Consider the following 22822-nt stretch of genomic DNA (forward strand, 5'->3'; position numbering starts at 1 on the left):
GGCTGACACATCGCATTCGCGAGCAAGCTCGCTCCCACAGGAGTTACGCAATGGCTGGATGGCGTTCCAACAGGTCTTCAAGCTCATCGAGCAACTCGTCACCGCGCAGCAACTCGTAATGCCCACCCGCCAACAAACGATCAATGCCGTGGCTACCAACCTGAGCCTCGAACACACGGCGTTCGTCGTCGCGCTCGGCCACCCACCAGCGATGCGCCGTGACCTGAATCGCCGGCAGTTGCCGATACGCCAGGGCCAATTGCTTGAGGCGTGAACCGGTGGCGAAGATCTGCGTGAGTTCCCCCGCGCCCAACGCAGATTGTTCATTGGAACCGTGCATGGCCGCCTCAATCACCGCGATTGCACCCTCGCGCTCATTCAAGCCAGCGGCTTTCAGCGCAATCAACGCCTGAGCCTCATCAGCCGGCAGCCCCAGCACAAACGTCAGGAAGTCGCCCAGGTCCTCGCGCCAGTCCGCCGCTTCTGCGGTGCCGGCCACGTAACTGTCGACCAGCCCGGCAAACACCACCGTCTCACCCTGGGTTTCCAGTTCGTGAGCGACCAGTTGCGTCAACGCGCCGCCCAAGGACCAGCCCAGCAAGTAATACGGCCCCTTGGCCTGCTGACTGCGAATCCGTTGCGCGTAGGCCTGAGCCATGGCCAGCAGCGACTCGTCCTGCCACTGCGGGTCGAGCAGCATGCGGCATTGCAGGCCGTACACCGTGCGCCGTCCTTCCAGTCGACGAGCCAGCGGTTCGTAGTCGAACACCGTGCCGAAACCGGCGTGCAGGCAGAACAGCGCCGGCACGTTCGGGATTCGCGCATTCAGCGCCAGCAACGGGTCCGGCGCCGCTGCAACTGGCTCCGCAGCTTGATAGCCACTGAGTTCGGCAATGCACGGCTTCTGCATCAAATCCCGCAGCTTCAATTCGAAGCCCAGTTGCGGCTGACTGCGCACCCGCGAGATGACTTTGAGCACCTGCAACGAGTCGCCGCCCAGTTCGAAGAAGTTGTCGTCGATGCCCACTTGCGGCACGCCGAGCACGTCTTGCCAGATCGCCGTCAATGCCGTTTCCAGCGCATTGCGCGGCGCACGATAACCGCCGAGCGCCCATTCAGGCGTAGGCAGTGCGCGACGGTCGAGCTTGCCGTTGGCCGACAGCGGGAAGCGTTCCAGCACCATGATCCGCGCCGGCACCATGTAGTCCGGCAGTTGCGCTTGCAGTTCAGCCTTGAGTCGACGATCCAGCCCCGTCGCACCCGCCGCAACAACATAGCCAACCAGTTGTTTGCCGGTCGGTGTGTCATGCACCACCACGGCGGCATCCTGCACCCCGGCGCAGTCGCGCAGACGGGCTTCGGTTTCACCCAGTTCGATGCGAAAACCACGGATCTTCACTTGCTGGTCAAGACGCCCCAAATAGTCGATCAACCCGCACTCGCGCTGGCGCACCAGGTCACCGGTGCGGTACATGCGGCCACCGACCTCGAAAGGATCAGGGATGAAGCGTTCGGCGCTCATGCCGGGACGCTGGTGGTAACCGCGCGCCAGGCATTCGCCGCCCAGGTACAACTCGCCGCTGACACCGACCGGCAACGGATTGAGGTCGGCGTCGAGCACATAGAGCCCACGCCCGGCCACACCCCGACCAATAGGCGCATAGGCCGCGTCGCAGGTTTCATTGACTTCGGCACGCCACAACAGCGGCGTGACCACGGTTTCGGTCGGGCCGTAACCATTGACCAGACGCTGTGGACGCAGAGCCCGTTTGACCTGTTCGAAACTGGCCTCCGGCACCGCATCACCGCCAAAGCAATACACCTCGACCGCCGGTGGATTGCCGAGACGTTCAGCCACTTCGGCCATCTGTTGCAGGTACGCCGGCGGGAAGCAGGCCACGGTGACGCCATGACGATGCAGAACGTCCAGGGTTTGCTCCGGCGTCCACACACTGTCATCGCGGATCACCAGACTGCCACCGGCCAACAGCACACTCAGCCAACGCTCCTGAGCGCCGTCGAAAGCGAACGACATGAAGTGCAGCTCGCGGCTGCGCGGTGCCAATTCGTAGAGTTCGATGATGCCGCGGCAATGCCGGGCAATCGGACCCCTCGCGACCGCCACGCCCTTTGGCTGACCGGTGGAACCGGAGGTGTAAATCAGGTACGCCAGGTTCCCCGGCAATGGTTGGGAAACCGGGCACGCAACGTTGTCGGCAACGCTCAACTGATCAAGCAACAGCCGTGGCGGGCTATCAGCCAGCGTCAACCGTTCACCCAGATCACTGTCGCAAAGCAACAGGCTGGCGGCCGAATCGCTGAGCATGTAGGCCAGTCGCTCGGCCGGGTACGCGAGGTCCAGCGGCAGATAAGCCGCCCCGGCCTTGAGCACCGCGAGGAATGCGACGATGGTGCGCTCGGAACGCGGCAACGCCACAGCCACCAGACTTTCCGGGCCAATACCACGACCGATCAATTGCTGCGCCAACCCATTGGCCTGCGCCTCAAGCTCGGCATAACTGACGTCCCGATCCTCGCAGATCAGGGCGATTTTCTGCGGCTGAATGCGCACATGTTGATTGAAGGCGTGGAGCAAATCGGCGTTGTCGTCGGACACCTGCGGCAAACTCAAACGCGCTTCAGGCAAGCCAATGTTGCCGAGCAGACGAGCAGCATCCTCAGGCAACGCACGCAGCAATCCCTCGAGCTGCGCACGAATCCGCTGCACTTCCAGTTCACTGAAGCGATCACGCAGGAACAGGTATTCGACTTCCAGGCCTTCTTCGTTGGCGCTGACCATCAAGTCCATCGGGAAGTTGGTCACCCCGCCGCTGCCGACTTCGGCAAAGCGCAGCTCACCTTCCTCGCCCCCTTTCAAGACACGATCCACCGGATGGTTTTCGAACACGATGATGCTGTCGAACAAGCCCTGGCCACCCTGCCCGGCCCAGCGCTGAATGTCCGACAACGGCGTGTGTTCGTAGTCGCGAACCATCAGGTTGTAATCCTGCAACGCGCGCAACCACTCGCCCAATGGCTGTTGCGGATCGAGGGTCTGAATCACCGGCAAGGTGTTGATGAACAGGCCGAGCATGTCCTGCGCACCGGCAAGTCCCGTCGGACGCCCCGCCACCGTGGCGCCGAACGCGACGCTGCGTTGGCCGCTATGGCGTTGCAGCAACAAGAGCCAGGCACCTTGCACCAGCGTGTTGAGTGTCACGCGCTGACGCTTGGCGAAGCTGTGCAGTTTGCGCGTCGCCTCGGCGTCGAGGTTGCTGTACATCACGCCATGACCGGAACCTGCGGCACCCGATGCCTTGGCCAGAATGGTCGGGGCTTCGAGCAATGCCAGTCGCTCACGCCAGAAACCTTCTGCCTGCGCGCCGTCCTGACGTTGCAACCACGCAATGTAGTCAGCGTATCGACCGGTCAGGGTCGGCAGGCCGTCGTTGTGGTACAGGCGCAACATGTCGCCCAACAGGCGCGAAGCACTCCAGCCGTCCAGCAACAGGTGATGGTAGATCCAGATCATCTGGTAACGGTCATCGCCCAGACGCACCAGGATAAAGCGCATCAACGGCGGGCAGCTCAGGTCGAAGCCTTTGGCTTGTTCCGCAGCCGCCAATTCACTCAGCGCCTGCTCGGTGTCGGTGCGGTCGCGCCAGTCGAACTCTTCGATCGGCAACTCAACGTCGGCGAACACCGCTTGCAGCGGATCGGCCAAACCATCGCGCCAGCGGAACGCCGCGCGCAGCACTTCGTGACGCTCGACCAGCGTCTGCCACGCCGCGCGAAAACGCGGCACCTGCAAACCGTCCACCGCCACGCTCAACTGGTTGACGTAGGGGTTCAGCTCCGGCGAATCGAGGCAATGGAACAACATGCCTTGCTGCATCGGCGACAGCGGATACAAGTCTTGCAGCCCCTCGCGTGCGGCAACGTCGATGTGCGGCACCAGCGAAAAAGCCTCGACTTTCGGCGCTTCGATCAACGCCGCTTCACGGCTGCTGGCGACTGCGGCCAGAGCACGAATGGTCTGCTGCTCGAACAGTTGCTTCGGACTGAACACCAGCCCGCGCTGCCCGGCACGACTCACCGCTTGCAGGGAGATGATCGAGTCACCACCCAGTTCGAAGAAGTTCTCGGTGACGCCCACCGACTCCAGCCCCAACAGCGCTTGCCAGATCTCCACCAGCAACGCTTCGGCCGGCGACGCGGCGGCCACTTGATCGTGGTTCTGACGCGACGCTTCAGGCGCCGGCAAGCCCTGACGGTCGAGCTTGCCGTTCGGCGTCAGCGGCAACGCGGCCAGGCACATCAAGTGCGCCGGCAGCATGTGCGCCGGCAGACGGCTGCGCAGGTGCAACGTCAGCGCTTCACGCAGATCCTGCTCATCAGCGAGCGGATCGCGCGGCACCACATAACCGACCAACTGGCGGCTCACCGGGCCTTCGCGATCGATCACGAACGCTTCACGCACACCTTCGTGCTCGAGCAGGCAGGCTTCGATTTCGCCGAGTTCGATACGGAACCCGCGAATCTTCACTTGCTGGTCGATACGGCCGAGGTATTCAACAACGCCATCGGCACGGAACCGCGCGAGATCACCACTGCGATACAAACGTGCGCCTGGCACGAACGGATCCGGCACGAAACGTTCGGCGGTCATGTCCGGACGCTGATGGTAGCCACGCGCGACGCCCTCGCCGCCCAGGTACAACTCGCCCGCGACGCCAACCGGCAACGGCTGCAAACCGCCGTCCAGAATGTAGGCGCTGCGGTTACCGACCGGCCGGCCAATCGGCATGAACGCTGAGTCGAATTCGGTATCCGGATACGCCAGCCAGATCAGCGGCGTGATCACCGTTTCGGTCGGCCCGTAGCCGTTGATCAGGCGCTTCGGTTGCAGCACCTGCTGCACCTCGTCGAACGCGTGCTTGGCCATCCCTTCACCGCACGGGGTGTAGGAACGGATCGGCAAATCGCGCCCCGCTTCGCCCATGAAATCGGCCATCTGCAGCAGGTAGCTCGGGGTGAAGCAGGCGATGGTGATGCCGTGACGTTCGATTTCAGCGCAAGTGCGCTCCACGCTCCACAACTCGTCGTCGCGCGGCATCACCGCCGAGCCGAACACCAGCGGCGTCAGCCAGCGTTCGTGGGCACCGTCGAAGCTGATCGAGGCGAATTGCAATTCGCGATCGTCCGGGGTCATGCCATACAACTCGCCGATCGACAGGCAATGCATGGCCAACGGACCATGGGCCACGCTGACGCCTTTCGGCCGCCCGGTGGAGCCCGAGGTGTAAATCAGGTACGCGAGGTTTTCACCGCACGTCAGGTTGACCGGGTTGGTGTCCGCCATGAGCTCCAGCGGTTCGCGGTCGATTTCCAACACCGACAAGCCTTGCGGCAAGGGCAGTTTTTCTCGCAGCCACGATTGGCTGATCAGCAGCGAAATGCCGCTGTCTTCCATCAGATAATGCAGGCGTTCGGCCGGGTACGCCGGGTCCAGCGGCACGTAAGCGCCGCCCGCCTTGAGGATCGCCAACAGACCAATGATCATCGCAGGCGTTCGCTGCATCGCCAGGCCGACCCGCACTTCCGGACCGATGCCCAGTGCGCGCAGTCGGTGGGCCAATTGATTGGCGCTGCGGTTGAGTTGGTCGAAGCTCAATTCCAGATCGTTGAAGATCAGTGCCGTGGCGTCCGGTCGGGCGACGGCCTGAGCCTCGATCAACTGATGCACGCAGAGCGGGTTTTCCGTCGCGGTGAATGCTGGATTCCACTCCAGCAACTGCTGTGCGCGTTCCGGCGCGGTCAGCAGGTCCAGTTCACTCAGTGCAGCGTGTGGCGCGGCGACCATCGCCGCCAGCAGCGCAGCCAAATGCTCGCTCATGCGGGCGATGGCCTCGCTGCTGAAGTGCGCGCACTGGTAGCTCCAGTTCAGGCTTAACTGACTTTCGGCAGTGGCCGCCAATGTCAGCGGGAAGTTGGTGCGTTCGTGGTTCTGCGGGATCGAGAAACTCAAACCGGCCGGCGCGCCCTGTTGCAACGCTTCAGCCACCGGGAAGTTTTCGAACACCAGCAGGCTGTCGAACAGCGGTTCACCGGCACGCCCGGCCCAGCGCTGAATGTCACCGAGGGCAGTGAATTCATGCTCACGCAACTCGAGGTTTTGCGCCTGCAAGCGAGTCAGCCACTGACCGACGCTTTCGACCGCGTCCGGGCTGCTGATCACAGGCAAGGTATTGATGAACAGGCCGAGCTGGCTTTCGGCACCCGGCAAGTCCACCGGACGCCCCGCCACCGTCGCGCCAAACGCGACGCTGCGTTGACCGCTGTAGCGTTGCAGCAAGAGTGCCCAGGCACCTTGGACCAAGGTGTTGAGCGTGACTTTTTGCTGACGGGCAAACTCGCTGAAGCGCTTGCTAGTGGCGACGTCGAAGGTCTGGCGATGGTCGGCGAACTCAGCCGTCGCCTGCTGTTTGAGATCGACATGCGCCAGGCTCTGCGCCAGCAGGGTCGGGTTGTCGAGGGTCGCCAGTTGCTCGCGCCAGAAGATCTCGTCGGCATGGGCATCCTGACGTTGCAGCCAGCCAATGTAATCGGCAAAACGCCCAATCGGCGCCTGCACGTCTTGCCCGGCATAACGCTGCAGGACTTCGCTCAACAGCAGCGAGTGACTCCAGCCATCGAGCAACAAGTGATGGTGGGTGTAGATCAGTTGCTGACGCTCATCGTCGAGTCGCACCAGGGTCAAACGCATCAACGGCGCCCGGGTCGAGTCGAGCTGCAAGCGTTCACTGTCGATCAACTGCGCCAGCGCGTCGGCCTGATCGCTGCGGTTGCGCCAGTCTAGGCAGGTCAGCGGCAATTGCAGATGACGATGCACCAGTTGCACCGGCGCTTCAAAGCCGTCGGGGAAGTGGAAGCTGCTGCGCAGGATCGGATGGGTGTCGAGCACCGCTTGCCAGGCGCGGCCCAAACGCTCGGCGTCGAGCCCGCGAGCTTCGACGCTGAGCTGGTTCACGTACGCGCCGGAATCGGCTTCGTACACGCTATGGAACAGCAAACCGGCCTGCATCGGCGACAGCGGATACAGGTCCTCGATCTGCGCCGGAGGCACCGGCAGGCCGTCGAGTTGCGCCTGGGTCAGGCGCGCCAGCGGGAAGTCCGCCGGGGTCACGCCGCCCGCGCCATTGCTCAGGCAATGGGCGATCAGCGCCAGCAACTCACCGCGGAAATCTGCCGCCAGCATTTCGATCTCGCGTAAGTCGAAGCATTCGCGGCTGAAGGTCCAGTCGAGTTTCAGTTCACCGCCATACACCTGGCCGTCCACCGACAGCCAGTTCGGCAACGGTGCATCCGCCGATTGCGCGGCACCGCTGGATTCGCGCGCCGGGGTGAACAGTGCGTCTTCGGCGAAGCTCTGGTCGAATTGGCCGAGGTAGTTGAAGGTCACGCGCGCTTGCGGCAACGCGGCCAACGCCGCTTGGGTCGCGGCATCGCCCATGTAACGCAGCAGGCCATAGCCCATGCCTTTGCCGGGGATTTCGCGCAGTTGCTGCTTGATTGCCTTGATCGAACCGGCAAGGTCGGCGGTCGGCGTCAGGCGCACCGGGAACAGGCTGGAGAACCAGCCAACGGTGCGGGTCAGGTCGATGTCGTCGAACAGCTCTTCGCGGCCATGGCCTTCGAGCTGAATCAACGCCGATGCGTGGCCGGTCCAGCGGCTGAGGGTGCGGGCCAGCGCGGTCAGCAGCAGGTCGTTGACCTGAGTGCGGTAGGTCGCTGGCGCCTGTTGCAGCAACTGGCGGGTCTGCTCGCGGTCCAGACCGATGCTGACGCCCTGTCGAAGATGCCCAGCCTGACTGGCCTCGGCATTGGCCGCTGGCAGCGAATCATTCGCGAGGCTCAGTTGCGACTGCCACCAATTCAGTTCGCTGGCGGCCGCTTCGGAGCGTGCATAAGCGTCGAGCTTATCGGCCCATGCTTGGAAGGCGCTGGTCTTCGGCGGCAGGTCCTGCCCTTGATAAGCGGCCTGCAAATCTTCCAGCAATACCCGCCAGGACACACCGTCCACAGCCAAGTGATGGATCACCAACAGCAAACGCTGCGAACCATCAGCCTGGGCGATCAACGCCACGCGCAACAGCGGACCGTCTTGCAGACTGAGGCTGCGCTGGGCTTCGTCGCACACCGCTTCCAGCGAGGCATCGCTGGCCACGCGAGCGGTCCAGAGCATGTCGATGACATCGCAGCTGTCGGCACCGACGTAGCGCGCCGACCATTGACCGTCGACCTGACTGAAGCGTAAACGCAGCGCATCGTGTTGCTTGAGCAGGCGTTGCAGCGCGGCTTGCAGACGCAGCAATTCCAGCGTTTCGCGGGGCACCAGCAGCACCGCCTGGTTCCAGTGCGCGCGCTGCGGAATCGGTTCGTCGAAGAACCAGCGCTGGATCGGCGTAAGTTTTTGCACACCGTCCACTGGCCCCTGTTGCGCCAGCGGTGCCGCCTGTTCTTTGACCACGGCGGCCAGCGCTTGCAAGGTTTGTTGCTGGAACAGGTCACGCGGTTGCAGGCTCAGGCCGGCGCGACGGGCACGGCTGACCACCTGAATCGAAATGATCGAGTCGCCGCCCAGTTCGAAGAAGTTGTCCTGACGCCCAACCTGCTCCACGCCCAACACGTCCTGCCAGATCTGCGCCAGCACCTGTTCATGTTCGTTGCGTGGCGCTTCGAACGCGCGGTGGCTGACCTGTGCGGTCGGCGCGGGCAGGCGTTTACGGTCGAGTTTGCCGTTGGGACTCAGCGGCATCTGCTCAATCAGCACGGTCTGCGCCGGCACCATGTAATCCGGCAGGCTGGCGAGCAAATGGCTTTTCAGGGTTTCGCGCCATGCGCCTTGCTGCTCGGCATCGTCGCTGACCAAGGCTCGATCTTGCGGCACGATGTACGCAACCAATTGCTTGCCGCTCGGGCCGTCGAGGGCCAACACCACGGCTTCCTGAACGTCGGCATGCTCTTGCAGACGCGCTTCAATTTCACCCAGCTCGATGCGCAAACCGCGAATCTTCACTTGATGGTCGATACGACCGCAGTAGTCGATGGCACCGTCAGCGCGATAACGCGCCAGGTCACCGGTGCGGTACAGGCGCTCGCCGCTGCCAAACGGGTCGACCACAAAACGCTCGGCGGTCAGCGCACCACGACGGTGATAACCACGCGCCAGGCCGACGCCGCCGAGGTACAACTCGCCCACCGCGCCGAGTGGCAACGGCTGCAGTTCGCTGTCGAGGATGCAGGTGCGCAGGTTGGCGATCGGGCGGCCGATCGGCACGCTGTCGCGGCCCTCTTCCACGCACGTCCAATGAGTCACGTCGATGGCCGCTTCGGTCGGGCCATACAGGTTGTAGAGATTGGCTTGCGGCAGGCTGCGCAGGGTCTGGCGTTGCAGCTCCATCGGCAGCGCTTCGCCGCTGCAAATGATCCGTTGCAACGAGGTGCAGGCCAACGCCTCGTCGGCACCGATAAACGCCAAGAGCATCGACGGCACAAAGTGCAGCGTGGTGATCGCCTGCTCGACGATCAACGCGGCGAGGCGTTGCGGATCGCGATGCTCGCCCGGCGTGGCGATCACCAGCGTGGCGCCCTTCATCAGCGGCCAGAAAAACTCCCACACCGACACGTCGAAACTGAACGGCGTTTTTTGCAGCACACGGTCGCTCGGCAGCAGGTTGTAAGCTTCCTGCATCCATTCCAGACGGTTATGCAGCGCCACATGGCGGTTGCCCGCGCCTTTGGGTTTGCCGGTGGAACCGGAGGTATAAATCACATAGGCGAGGTTTTCAGCGATTGCCAGGTTGGGTAAATCAGTACCCGGCAAATCGCTCAGCCAATCGCCTTCGGCGTGCAGGCATAAGGTGCGCACGTTGTCCGGCGTCGGCAATTGCGCCAGCAGATGTTCCTGAGTCAGCAACAGCGAAATGCCGCTGTCTTCGATCATGTAGCTCAGGCGATCGAGCGGGTATTCCGGGTCCAGCGGCACATAAGCGCCACCGGCCTTGAGGATCGCCAGCAGGCCGACGACCATCTCAAACGAGCGGTCGCAGGCAATCCCCACCAGCACTTCCGGGCCGACTCCCTGGGCGCGCAAGTGATGGGCCAAGCGGTTGGCGCGCCGGTTCAGCTCGGCGTAACTCAGGCGCTGGCCCTGGAACACCAGCGCCGTCGCTTCACCGTCTTCAGCCACGCGCGCTTCGAAATGCCGTTGCACGCAGACCTCACCCGGATAGTCCTGGGCGGTGTCGTTGAGGTCATCAAGAATGCGCAGGCGCTCGTTGGCATCCAGCAGTGGCAACTCGGCGAGCGGGCATTGCGGATTCGCCAGCACCCCGGCCATCAAATTGCGCCAGTGACGGGCGAGGTGTTCGATGCGCTCGGCGTCGAACAGATCGGTGGCATACGTCAGGCTGGCGACCAGCTTGTCGCCCTCTTCCTGAGTGTCCAGTTGCAGATCGAATTGAGTGGTGTGAGCCGTGGCGGTCAGTGCTTCGACGCGCAGGCCTGCGAGCAAGCCGCTGACGGCTGCCGATTTGGCTTGCTGGTGGTTGAACATCACCTGGAACAGCCGGCTGTGGCTCAGGCTGCGTTCACCTTGTAACGCTTGCACCAGACGTTCGAACGGCAAGTCCTGATAGTCCTGGGCGTCCAGCGATGCCACGCGGGTCTGGTCGAGCAATTGGCTAAACGGCAGACGTCCATCGAGCTCGGCGCGCATCACTTGAGTGTTGACGAAGAAACCGATCAGACCACGGGTTTCCGCACGATTGCGGTTGGCGATCGGCACACCGACCCGCAGGTCGGATTGACCGCTGTAGCGGTAGAGCAACGCCTGGAAGCTCGCCAGCAACAGCATGAACGGCGTGACGCCGCGCTGTTTGGCCAGGGTCATCAAGCCGCTGGCCAAGGTCGCATCGAGGGCGAAATCCAGACGCGCACCGCGCTGACTCGGTTGCCCCGGGCGCGGGCGGTCAGTCGGCAATTCCAGCAGCGGTTGTTCGCTGCCCAGTGTTTCGCGCCACCAGTTGAGCTGACGTTCCAGTTCGCCAGCTTCCATCCAGCGGCGTTGCCACATCGCGTAGTCGGAATACTGGATCGGCAACGCGTCCAGCGCTGCGTTCTGACCTTGACAATGCGCGGCGTAGAGCCGGGAAAATTCCTCCACCAGCACACCCATCGACCAGCCATCGGTGACGATGTGGTGCAGCGTCAGCAACAGCACGTGGTCTTCAGCATCGAGCTGCAACAGGCTGACCCGCAACAACGGACCGTGCTGAAGATCGAACGGACGGGCAATCTCCTGCTCGACGCTTTTCATCGCCAGATCGAGACGCTGTTCCTGAGGTTGTGCGCGCAGGTCGATCTGTTCGACCGGTAGCGAAGTGAATTCAGCCAGTGTCTGCACCACCTGACCGTCGTCCTCGACGAAACGGCTGCGCAGGCTCTGATGCCGCTCCAGCAGCACGTCGAAACTCTGCTGCAACGCCACGACATTCAGCGGCCCGTGCAAACGCAACGCAGCAGGAATGTTGTAGGCCGAGCTCTGCGGATCGAGCTGCCAGAGGAACCATTGGCGCTGCTGCGCGTACGACAGTTCAAAGGTCGTTTGCGGCTCGGCAGCCGACGGAATCGGTAGTTGCCCGAAGCTCACGCCCTGCTCTTGCATGCGTTGCAGAAACTCGCGTCGCTTGTCGGCAGGCAGGCCGGCGAAGCGGGTGGCGATACGCTGGGCAGTGGTGTGTTCCATCAGTTGATCTCCATCTCGTCGAGAAGCGACTCAAGCGCATCAAGACGTGCATCGTTGTCAGCCGGGGCGTGTTGCCCGGCCATGGCGGCATAAGCCTGAAGGTCGGTGGATTCGAACAGCGCGCGCAGCGGCAGCTCGATGCCCAGTTCCAGTTCCACACGGGCACTGGCCTGAGCGGCGAGCAGCGAATGCCCGCCCAATTCAAAGAAGTTGTCGCGCCGACCAATCTGCGCCACGCCCAGCACGCTGGCCCAGATGTCTGCCAGTTGCCGTTCGAGATCGCCTTCGGGGGCTTCGAACGGTCGTTGCCAGTCCTCGGCATCGGGCACCGGCAAGGCCTTGCGGTCGAGTTTGCCGTTGCCGGTCAACGGCAAGGCATCGAGCAGCAACCAGTGGCTCGGCACCATGTAATCCGGCAGATCAATCTTGAGCGCGACGCGCAGGTTGTCGCGCCAGGCGATCGGGTCATGCGGAGTTTGCTCGGCCACCACGTAGGCGCACAGCTGCGGCCCGCTTTCGCCTGCATGCACGCTCAGCACCGCTTGGCGCACGCCCGACTGGGCCAGCAATGCAGCTTCGATTTCCCCGAGTTCGATGCGCAAGCCACGGATCTTCACTTGCTGGTCAATCCGCCCGAGGTAATCGATGCTGCCGTCGGCACGCTGACGCGCCAGGTCGCCGCTGCGATAGAGGCGCTGCGATGCGTCGAACGGGCTCGGTACAAAACGCTCGGCGGTGAGGCCGAAGCGACCGTGATAACCGCGCGCCAGACCGGCGCCGGCGATGTACAACTCACCCGCCACACCCACCGGCACCGGTTGCAACTGGCTGTCGAGCAAGTACCAGCGCAGGTCGCGGATCGGCAGGCCAATCGGGCTCTGGGCCTTGCCGTCGAGGTCGGCCAAACGGATAGCGCGGTAAGTCACGTGCACCGTGGTTTCGGTGATGCCGTACATATTGACCAAGGTTGGCTGACGGTCGCCGAAGCGTTCGAACCAGGGACGCAGGCTCGCGACTTCCAGGGCTTCGCCGCCGAAAATCACCTGACGCAACGCCAGGTTTCGCTCGCTGGCGCAGGCAATCGGCAACAGTTGGCGGAACGCGGTCGGCGTCTGGTTCAACACCGTCACGCCCTCATCACAGAGCAAGCGGTGGAACGCTTGCGGCTCGCGGCTGACGTAATACGGCACGATCACCAGACGCCCGCCGGTGCACAGCGAACCAAACAGCTCCCACACCGAGAAGTCGAAGGCGTAGGAATGGAACAGCGTCCAGACATCGTCCGGGCCGAAGTTGAATTCGTCAGCGGTGGCGGTGAGCAGACGCCCGACGTTGCCGTGGCTGAGCAATGCACCTTTTGGCCGGCCGGTGGAGCCGGAGGTGTAGATCACGTAGGCGAGGTTTTCCGCGGACGCCAGCGCTGGCAAGTTGTCGGTGCTGTAGTCGTCCAGTTGCAACGACTCCAGGCTCAGCACTTGCACACCGTCGCGGGACGGCAAACCGTCGATCAGGTGTTGCTGGGTCAGCAGCAGCGTGATGCCGCTGTCTTCGATCATGTAGCTCAAGCGCTCGGCCGGGTAGTGCGGGTCCAGCGGCACGTAGACGCCACCGGCCTTGAGAATCGCCAGCAAGCCAACCACCAGCGGCATCGCCCGCTCGGTGGCAATGCCGACCCGCGCCTCTGGCCCGACGCCCTGCTCACGCAGTTTGCGCGCCAGTCGATTGGCCTGAGCGTTGAGCGCGGCGTAGGTCAGTTGCTCGCCTTCGTAGACCAGGGCGATTGCGTTCGGCCGCTCGGCAGCCTGGGCTTCGAACAACTGATGCAAGGTGGGCGATTGCGGTTGCGCCTCGAACGCTGGGTTCCAGTGCTGCACCAAAGCATCCCGTTGCAGCCGGTCAATTATTGGCAGTTCGGCGACGCGTTGCTGCGGATCCGCGACCACCGCTCGCAGCAGGTTCAGCCACTGCTCGGCGAGGCGGTTCATCGACGCCTCATCGTACACATCAGTGGCGTAGGTCAGGCTGGCATCCAGCGCTTCGCCCTGCTCTTGAGTGTCGAGCACCAGATCGAATTGCGTGGTGTGTTGCTGCCAGTGCAGACGCTCGACCTGCAAGTCGGCAACCGTGCGCTCGACGCTCGCACCCATCTGCTGTTGATGGTTGTAGAGCACCTGGAACAATGGGCTGTGATTGAGGCTGCGGTCGGGCTGCAAGGCGTCGACCAACTGCTCGAACGGCACGTCCTGGTTCGCCTGCGCGCCAAGTGCTACCTGTTTAACCTGTTGCAGCAAGGTGCTGAACGTCTGCTGCCCGTCGATCTCGACACGCAGCACTTGGGTGTTGATGAAGAAGCCGATCAGGCCTTCGGTTTCGAGGCGCGAACGGCCGGCGCTCGGCACGCCGACGCTGATGCTCGACTGCCCGCTCTGGCGATGCAGCAAGGTCTGGAAACTTGCCAGCAACAACATGAACAACGTCACCTGTTGTTCCTGGGCGCGTTGGCGCAAACCGGCCAGCAACTCGCGGTCAACGTTCAGCGCCAGGCTGGCACCTCGCTCGGTGCGACGGGCCGGACGGGTCAGCTCACTTGGCAACTCAAGCGGTGCCTGGCTGCCCGCCAGTTGCTCACTCCACCACCTCAGTTGGCGTGCGCCCTCCCCGGCCTCCAGCCAGTCACGCTGCCAACGGGCGTAGTCGCTGTAGTTCACCGGCAGACTGGACAGGTTTGCCGCATGCCCTTCGACGGCGGCCTGATACAGCGCGCTGAACTCATCGACCATGACCTGCATCGACCAGCCATCGGCGGCGATGTGGTGCACGGTGAGGACCAGCACGTGTTCGTCGGTGTTCACTTGCAGCAGCAATACGCGCCACAACGGACCGTTGCGCAGGTCGAACGGCCGGGCGATTTCTTCGGCCACAGCACTGTCGATTGAGGGCTGATCGAGTGTGCGTTCATCCAATTGCAGCGCCAGGTTGTCGTGCAGCACCGGACGCGCCTGTTGACCATCTTGTTCGAAGGTCGTGCGCAGGGTGTGGTGACGGGCCTGCAATTGCGCAAAGGCTTCGCGCAAGGCGTCGCGGTTCAGCGAGCCTTTGAGGCGCAGCGCGGCGGGAATGGTGTAGGCCGAACTCTGTGGGTTCAACTGCCAGAGAATCCACTGGCGCTGTTGGGCGTACGACAGCACCTGCGGCTGATCGGCCGTTGCACGTTGCAGGAGCGGTTGACCGCTGGCGTTCGCCAGTGCGGCACGCTCGGCAAATTCCGCCAGATTGGCGGCGGAGAACAGGCTGCTCACGGACAGTTCGAGTTGCAGTTGCTGACGCACCCGGGAGATCACTTGAAGCACCAGCAACGAGTGCCCGCCCAACTCGAAGAAGTTGTCGTCGCGGCCCACTTGCTCGACCTGCAACACCGCTTGCCAGATCAACGCCAGTTGCGTTTCAAGCCCTTCGGTCGGCGCCACGAACGCCCGTTTTGCATCGGCGACTGCCGCACGCGGCAAGGCTTTGCGGTCGAGCTTGCCATTGTTGTTAAGCGGCAATTGGGCCAGCAGGATCAGGTGGCTTGGCACCATGTATTCAGGCAACGACTGGCGCAAAACGGTCTTGAGCGTTTCCAGATAGTCAGCCTGAGTCGCCGCAGCGCTGTGGATAAGTGTGTCGTCGCTGGCCACGATGTACGCCACCAGTTGCGAGCCGTCCTGAGCGATCACGGCCGCTTCGCGCACCTGATCCCGCGCTTGCAGGCACGCTTCGATTTCGCCCATTTCAATGCGGAAACCGCGAATCTTCACTTGATGGTCAATGCGGCCGACGTATTCCAGATTCCCTTCAGCGTTGTAACGCGCCAGGTCGCCGCTTCGGTACAGGCGAGCGCCAGGCTCACGGGCAAACGGGTCTGGCAGGAAACGTTCGGCGGTCAACGCCGGGCGATCAAAGTAGCGTTGCGCCAGGCTGGCCGGGGCGCCGATGCACAATTCGCCGACACCACCGTTTGGCAACAATTGGCCGGCCGCGTCCAGCACGTACAGTGCCCGGCCCGCGATGGCTCGACCAATCGGGATGCCAAACGCATCGCTGGCATCGATCAGTCGGCATTGATGAACGCTGGACACCACCGTCGCCTCGGTCGGGCCGTACGTGTTGAGCAAACGCACATGGCTCAAACCTGCTTGATGCCACAAGCGCAGACCTTCGACCGACATGGCTTCGCCGCCAACGTGAACCTGGCGCAAATCACCCAGGTTACTCACCACACCGCTCGCGCATTCTCGGGCCAGCAAATACCAGTAAGCAGCCGGCAAGTCCGCCACGGTCACGCCCTGCTTGACGATTTCAGCGGCGAGTCGGCCGGCATCCCATACGTCATCGCCACGCATGATCAACGCCGCACCGACGCACAGCGCCGGGAAGCACTGCTCGACGAAGCCATCGAAGCTGAAGGTCGCGAACTGCAACACGCGGTCGGACGCCGACAGCACCGAATAGTCGGCGGCGGTCTGGCAGAACTCGCGCAGCGCGGCATGGGCGATGGCCACGCCTTTGGGTTGACCGGTGGAACCGGAGGTGTAGATGACGTAGGCCAGATTGTCGGCGCCCGCCTGGTTTTGCGGATTGCTGTCGGGGTAGTCGGTGCTGTCTTCAAGGCTGAGACGTCGCACGCCTGACACATCTTCCAGCACACCGGACTCGCACAGCAGCACGTCGAGACGGCTGTCATCAATCATGTAGGCCAGGCGTTCAGCCGGGTATTTCGGGTCCAGCGGCACATACGCGGCACCGCTTTTCAGCACCGCCAACAGGCTGACGATCAGTTGCGGACCGCGTTGCAGCGCCAGACCGACGCGCGAGCCTGGACCGACGCCGTTGGCGATCAGGCGATGGGCCAGACGGTTAGCCTGGGCGTTCAATTGGCCATAGCTCAACGACTGACCGCCCACCTGCAACGCCATCGCGTCTGGGGTAGCGGCGGCCTGAGTCGCGATTTGTTCGTGCGCCAAAAGTGTTGTGGATAACTTAACTGCAGCCGGTTGGCTGAGAGCGAGCACAGCACGTTTTCCGGCCTCATCGAGTAACTCCAGCGCGCCCAATGCCGCGTCCGGCAGCGCCACCAATTGCGCCAGCAGGTGCTGCAGATTGGCCGACAACTCAACGACCTGCGCCGCACTGAACCGCGCCGCGTCGTAGCTGAAGTCCAGGCTCAGGCCTTTGCCCAGTTCGATGCCCAGCGTCAGCGGATAGTGCGTGCGCTCATGGTTGTGCAAGTTGCCGAACGACAGCCCGGCCGGCGCGCCCTGTTTCAGCGCTTCAGCCACCGGGAAGTTTTCGAACACCAGCAGGCTGTCGAACAGCGCCGAACCCTGCTGCCCCGCCCAGCCCTGAATGTCGTAAAGCGGCACATGCTCAAACTCGCGCATGGCCAGGTTCAGCCCTTGCAGCTCGCCCAACCACTGGCTGACGGTTTGATCCGGCTTCATCGTGCACACCAGCGGCAACGTGTTGATGAACAGCCCGAGTTGCTCTTCGATCCCCGGCAGCGGCGCGGATCGGCCGGCTACCGTGGCACCGAAGACCACGCAATCCTGGCCGGTGTAGCGTTGCAGCAACAGGCTCCAGGCCGCTTGCAGCAGGGTGTTGAGGGTGACTTTCTGCTGACGGGCGAACTCGGCCAGACGTTGGGTAGCACGGCTGTCGAGTGATACGCGATATTCCTCGCTACCCTCGGCACCGACCGGCGGCCGCAACGCTTCGGCCAGCAACGTTGGTGCTTGCAACGATGCCAATGCAGCTTTCCAGAACTGCTCGCCAGCGACGGCGGATTGCTGCTGCAACCAGCCCAGGTAATCGCGATATTGCCCGGTCGGTGCTGGCAGCGATTGCCCGGCGGCGTAGTGCTGGATCACTTCGGCGAGCAACTGCGCGTTGCTCCAGCCGTCCATCAAAATGTGATGACTGGTGTAGATCAGGTGCCAGTCATTGACGCCCGTGCGGACCAGTTTCAAACGGAACAGCGGCGCGATGCCCAGATCAAAACCCTGGGCGCGTTCGGCGTCCGCGAGCGTATCGGTGTCGGTCGCTTCAAGCACTTCGAGCGGCAGCGCCACTTGGCGGACAATCGCCTGATGCGCGGTATCGAGGCCCTGCCAGTGGAAGCTGCTGCGCAAAATATCGTGACGCTCCAGCGCGGTTTGCCAGGCCTGAGCAAATCGCACGGGATCGAGGCCCTGGATGTCCAAACGCAACTGACTGATGTAGGCGCCGACTTCCGGTTCGTACAACGTGTGGAACAGCATGCCCTGCTGCATCGGCGACAGTGGATAAAGGTCTTCGAGGGTCGAGAGGGCGACCGGCAATGCATCGAGTTGCACCTGACTGATGCGCGACAACGGGAAGTCCGACGGTGTGGCCTGAGTTGCCTCAAGCGTGCAGCAATGCTCGATCAGCGCGTTGAGTTCCCGTGCGTAATCGTCCGCCAGACGCTGAATAGTCGCGGTGTCGAACATCTCGCGGCTGAAGCCCCAGCTCAGCGACAACTCGCCGCCGTAAACCTGGCCTTCGACCGTTAGCCAGTTGCCCAACGGCGCCGATGGATCCTGCGCCACACCATTGCCTTCGGTGGACGGCACGAACATCGCGCCGTCGTCGAACTGACGATCGAACTGCCCCAGGTAGTTGAAGGTAATGCGCGGTTGCGGCAACGCGGCCAGTTCCGCGCGAATCGCCGGGGTGCCGAGGTAACGTAATACACCATAGCCGAGACCTTTGTCCGGCACGGCGCGCAGTTGTTCCTTGATGGTTTTGATCGACGCGCCGAGATCGCTGGAAGGCATCAGGTTGACCGGGAACAGGCTGGTGAACCAGCCGACAGTGCGGGTCAGGTCAATGTCATCGAACAGGTCTTCGCGGCCATGGCCTTCGAGTTGGATCAGCGTGCTGCCCTGCCCGCTCCAGCGGCACACCGCTCGCGCCAGGGCAGTCAACAACAGGTCGTTGACCTGCGTGCGATAGGCCGCCGGGGCCTGTTGCAGCAGTTTGCGGGTTTGCTCGGCGTCGAATTTGAGTTCGAGTTTCTGTTCGAAGCGGTTTTCCAGCGCGCCGGTTGGGCGGTCGCACGGCAGATCGTTCGGCGCGTCGCGCAGTTCGGCCTGCCAGTGACCGAGGCAGTTTTCAAAGGCTGGAAGATGATCGTGCAGACGGGCGACCCAGCGTTGATAGGTGCTGGTTTTGGCCAGCGAAACAGGGCTGCCGCTGTAGAACTGCTGAAGATCTTCCAGCAGAACGCGCCAGGAAACACCGTCCACCGCCAAGTGATGAATGACCAGCAGCAAACGTTGAGAGCCGTCGGTCATCGCCACCAGCAGCGCACGCAGCAACGGACCATTGTGCAGATTGAGGCTGCGCTGGGCTTCGTCGCACAGGGCGTTGAGTGCTTCGACCGATTGCGCCTGACGCGGCCACAACACCGACTCAGTGGTTGGTGCGGAATAGGTTTGCTGCCAGCCGTTTTCGGTCTGTTCGTAGCGCAGACGCAAACTGTCGTGATGAGTCAGCAGTTGCTCTAAAGCACGATCCAGCGCCTCGACGCTCAACGCCTCACGCGGCACCAGCAGCAGCGACTGGTTCCAGTGCTGACGCTCAGGAATGGCTTGTTCGAAGAACCACTGTTGCACCGGCGCCAGCGCCACTGCGCCAATGGCCGGACCTTGGTCGATCACCGGCTGCTCGCCGCTACGAGCGGCCTGGGCCAGGCTGCGGAGGGTCTGGTGCTGGAACAGATCTTTCGGGCTCAATACGATCCCGGCCAGACGCGCACGGCTGACCACTTGCATGGAAACGATGGAGTCGCCGCCCAGTTCGAAGAAGTTGTCTTCCAGGCCAACGTTTTCGATCGCCAACACGTCCTGCCAGATTGCAGCGAGGGCCTTTTCCAGAACGCTGCGTGGCGCGACGTGTTCACGTTGTTGCTCAGAGCCGTCAATCGCCGGCAAGGCCTTGCGGTCGAGTTTGCCGTTGGGGGTCAGCGGCAGGTGTTCGAGAAACAGCAGAAACGCCGGAACCATGTAGTCCGGCAAATGTTGGCGCAGCGCAGCTTTCAGGGTTTCACGCAGGGTCGCTTGAGCGTCGAGATCGCCCAGCAACACAAGATCGGCCGGCACGATGTAGGCGACCAGTTGCTGACCGTTGACGCCGTCCTGCGCCAACACCGCCAGCTCGCACACGGCGTCCTGCTGCAACAGCCGCGCTTCAATTTCGCCGAGTTCGATTCGGAATCCACGGACCTTGACCTGATGGTCGATGCGACCGACGTATTGCAGCGTGCCGTCGGCCTGATAACGGGTCAGGTCGCCGGTGCGGTACAGGCGCTCGCCATGGCTGGAAAACGGGCTTGGCACATACTTTTCGGCGGTCATGCCCGGTCGCGCCAGGTAGCCGCGGGTGATGCCCGCACCGGTCAGGTACAGCTCGGCTGACACGCCTTGAGGCACCGGTTGCAGGTCAGCGTCCAACAAGTAGCTGGCGGTGTGCTTGAGTGGCCGGCCGATGTTTGCGCGACCACCGGCCTCGCGACGGGTCCAGGTTGAGTAAGTGGTGTCTTCCGACGGACCGTACAAATCGTAGACATGCTCGACGGTCGGCTGCTGATACAGCGCCTCCACCAGACTCTGCTTCAGCGGCTCGCCGGCGAGGTTGATGATGCGCACGCTCGGCGGGATCTGCCCATCGCGCTGCAACGCATTGATCGCCGACGGCACGGTGTTGATCAGGCGCACCTGATCCCGGGCCGGCAGTTGCGGCAATTCCAGGGCATTGCGGGCGATGATCACCGAACCGCCGTTGGCCAACGTGACAAACAGCTCCCACACCGACAGGTCGAAGCACACTGACGTCGAGGCCAACACCCCTTGAATATCCTCACGGCTGTAAACCGATGTCGACCAGTCGATCAGCGCCAGCACGTTGCGATGGGCGATGGCCACGCCTTTGGGTTTGCCGGTGGAACCGGAGGTGTAAATGACGTAGGCGAGGTTATCCGGCGTGACGCGGGTCACCGGCGCGCTGCTTGGGTAATCGGCCCACTCCATACCCTCCATCAGCAGGGCTTGGGTATCGGCGGCGACGGTCAATGTCGCGGCGACAGCCTGTTCCGTCAGCAGCACCAGGGCGCGGCTGTCTTCAAGCATGTAGGCAACGCGTTCGGCGGGGTAATCCGGGTCCAGCGGCACGTAGGCGCCACCGGCCTTGAGCACGGCCAGCAACGCTACCAGCAAGTTTTCCGAACGCTGCATCGCCACGCCAACCCGGACTTCCGGGCCCACGCCCAGTTCGATCAACTTGTGGGCCATACGATTGGCCCGAGTGTCGAGCTCGGCGTAAGTCAGTTGCTTCGTGCCGAAGGTCACCGCCAATGCCTCCGGGCTCGCGGCGGCTTGCCGGGCGATCAACTCATGAATGCACAGGTCCTGGGCGAAGCCCTCGTCAGCGCGATTCCAGTCATGCACGATGCGCTGATATTCCGCCCGCTCAAGCAGCGGTAAATCGCTGAGGCGTTGTTGCGAATCACTGACCATGCCGTGCAGCAAATGCGTCCAGTGCTGCGCCATACGCGCGATGGTCGTAGCGTCGAACAGGTCGTTAGCGTAAGTCAGCGCGGCGTGCAGCTTGCCGCCCTTTTCATAGGTATCGAGGGTCAGGTCGAACTGGGTGGTGCGCCCTTCCCACTCGATCACGCCCAGCGCCAGACCAGACGCGGTGCTGACGGTGGAAATGTCCGCAACCTGCGGCTGGTGGTTGTACATCACCTGGAACAGCGGCGTGTGGCTGAGACTGCGCTCCAGTTTCAGCGCTTCGACCAGGCGCTCGAACGGCAAGTCCTGATGGGCCTGAGCACCGAGCGCGGTTTCCTTAATGGCGCGCAGCAAGTCGTCGACCTGGGTTTGGCCGTCGAGCTGGGTGCGCAGCACCTGGGTGTTGACGAAGAAGCCTATCAGCCCTTCGATTTCGGCGCGGTTGCGGTTGGCAATCGGCACGCCGACGCGGATGTCGGTCTGCCCGGTGTAGCGATGCAGCAGTGCGTTGAACGCGCCGAGCAACAGCATGAACAGGGTGATGTTGTGTTTCTGCGCCGTGGCCCGCAGTTGCTCGGCCAACTGACCGTCGACGGCGAACTCGTAACGGGTGCCGCGATAGCTTGGCATCGCCGGACGCGGATGATCGGTGGGCAGCTCCAGCACCGGATGCTCGGCGCCCAGTTGCGCCTGCCAATAGTCGAGTTGGCGCGCCTGTTCGCCGGCCTCGAGCCAACGGCGTTGCCACAGGGCATAGTCGCTGTACTGGATCGGCAATGACGAGAATTGCGGTTGCGCGCCCGCCTCGAAGGCGTCGTAGCAGCGGATGAATTCGTCGATCAGCACGTTCATCGACCAGCCGTCGGAAACGATGTGGTGCAGGGTCAGCAGCAGGACGTGTTCCTGCTCGGCGAGTTTGAACAAGGTGACGCGCAGCAGCGGGCCGGCCGAGAGATCGAAGGGCAGCATTGATTGTTGCTCGGCCACGCGAGCCACTGCCTGCTCGCGCTCAATCGCCGGTAATGCGCTGAGATCCACCTGATCGATCACCAGTGGCGTACTGGCCGGCACTTGCAGCAGGTTGCCGTCGGCCTGACGCTGGAACACTGTGCGCAGGGTTTCGTGACGTTCAACGAGGCTGGCGAACGCTTGCTCCAGCGCTGACAGGTTCAAACGCCCGGTCAGACGCACCGCGCCCGGCAGGTTGTACGCGCCGCTTTGCGGGTCCAGTTGCCAAAGAAACCACATGCGCTGCTGGGCGTACGACAACGCCTGACGATCTTCGGCTTCGACGCCGGCAGGAATCGGAAACCGGGCGAAATCAACGCCTTCCTTTTGCAAGGCCGCAAGGAACATCTGGCGCTTTTCCAGGGGCAACCCGATAAACCGGCGAGCAAGTTTCAAGGAGTCTTCAGCATTCATTTCTTAGCATCCGGATCAGTGG

2 protein-coding genes are annotated in these 22822 nt (G+C 62.9%); both read right to left on the minus strand.

Annotated features, from left to right (window positions below; genetic code table 11):
• Positions 1–43: 43 nt before the first annotated feature.
• Entirely contained in the window at positions 44–11809 is an 11766-nt protein-coding gene (locus ACYZT0_RS17305) for a non-ribosomal peptide synthase/polyketide synthase (RefSeq protein WP_462042272.1), read from the minus strand.
• Positions 11809–22800 (minus strand): amino acid adenylation domain-containing protein, encoded by a 10992-nt coding sequence (locus tag ACYZT0_RS17310; protein WP_462042273.1) that lies wholly within the window; start codon positions 22798–22800, stop codon positions 11809–11811. Before ACYZT0_RS17310 ends, ACYZT0_RS17305 begins: the two co-directional genes overlap by 1 nt.
• Positions 22801–22822: the final 22 nt, after the last annotated feature.

This window comes from Pseudomonas sp. ZS1P83, assembly GCF_054897825.1.

What these genes read in the sequence shown, in the direction of transcription:
- ACYZT0_RS17305 (WP_462042272.1), bottom strand. Translation starts at nt 11,809, where the DNA reads ATGGAACACACCACTGCCCAGCGTATCGCCACCCGCTTCGCCGGCCTG.
- ACYZT0_RS17310 (WP_462042273.1), bottom strand. Translation starts at nt 22,800, where the DNA reads ATGAATGCTGAAGACTCCTTGAAACTTGCTCGCCGGTTTATCGGGTTG.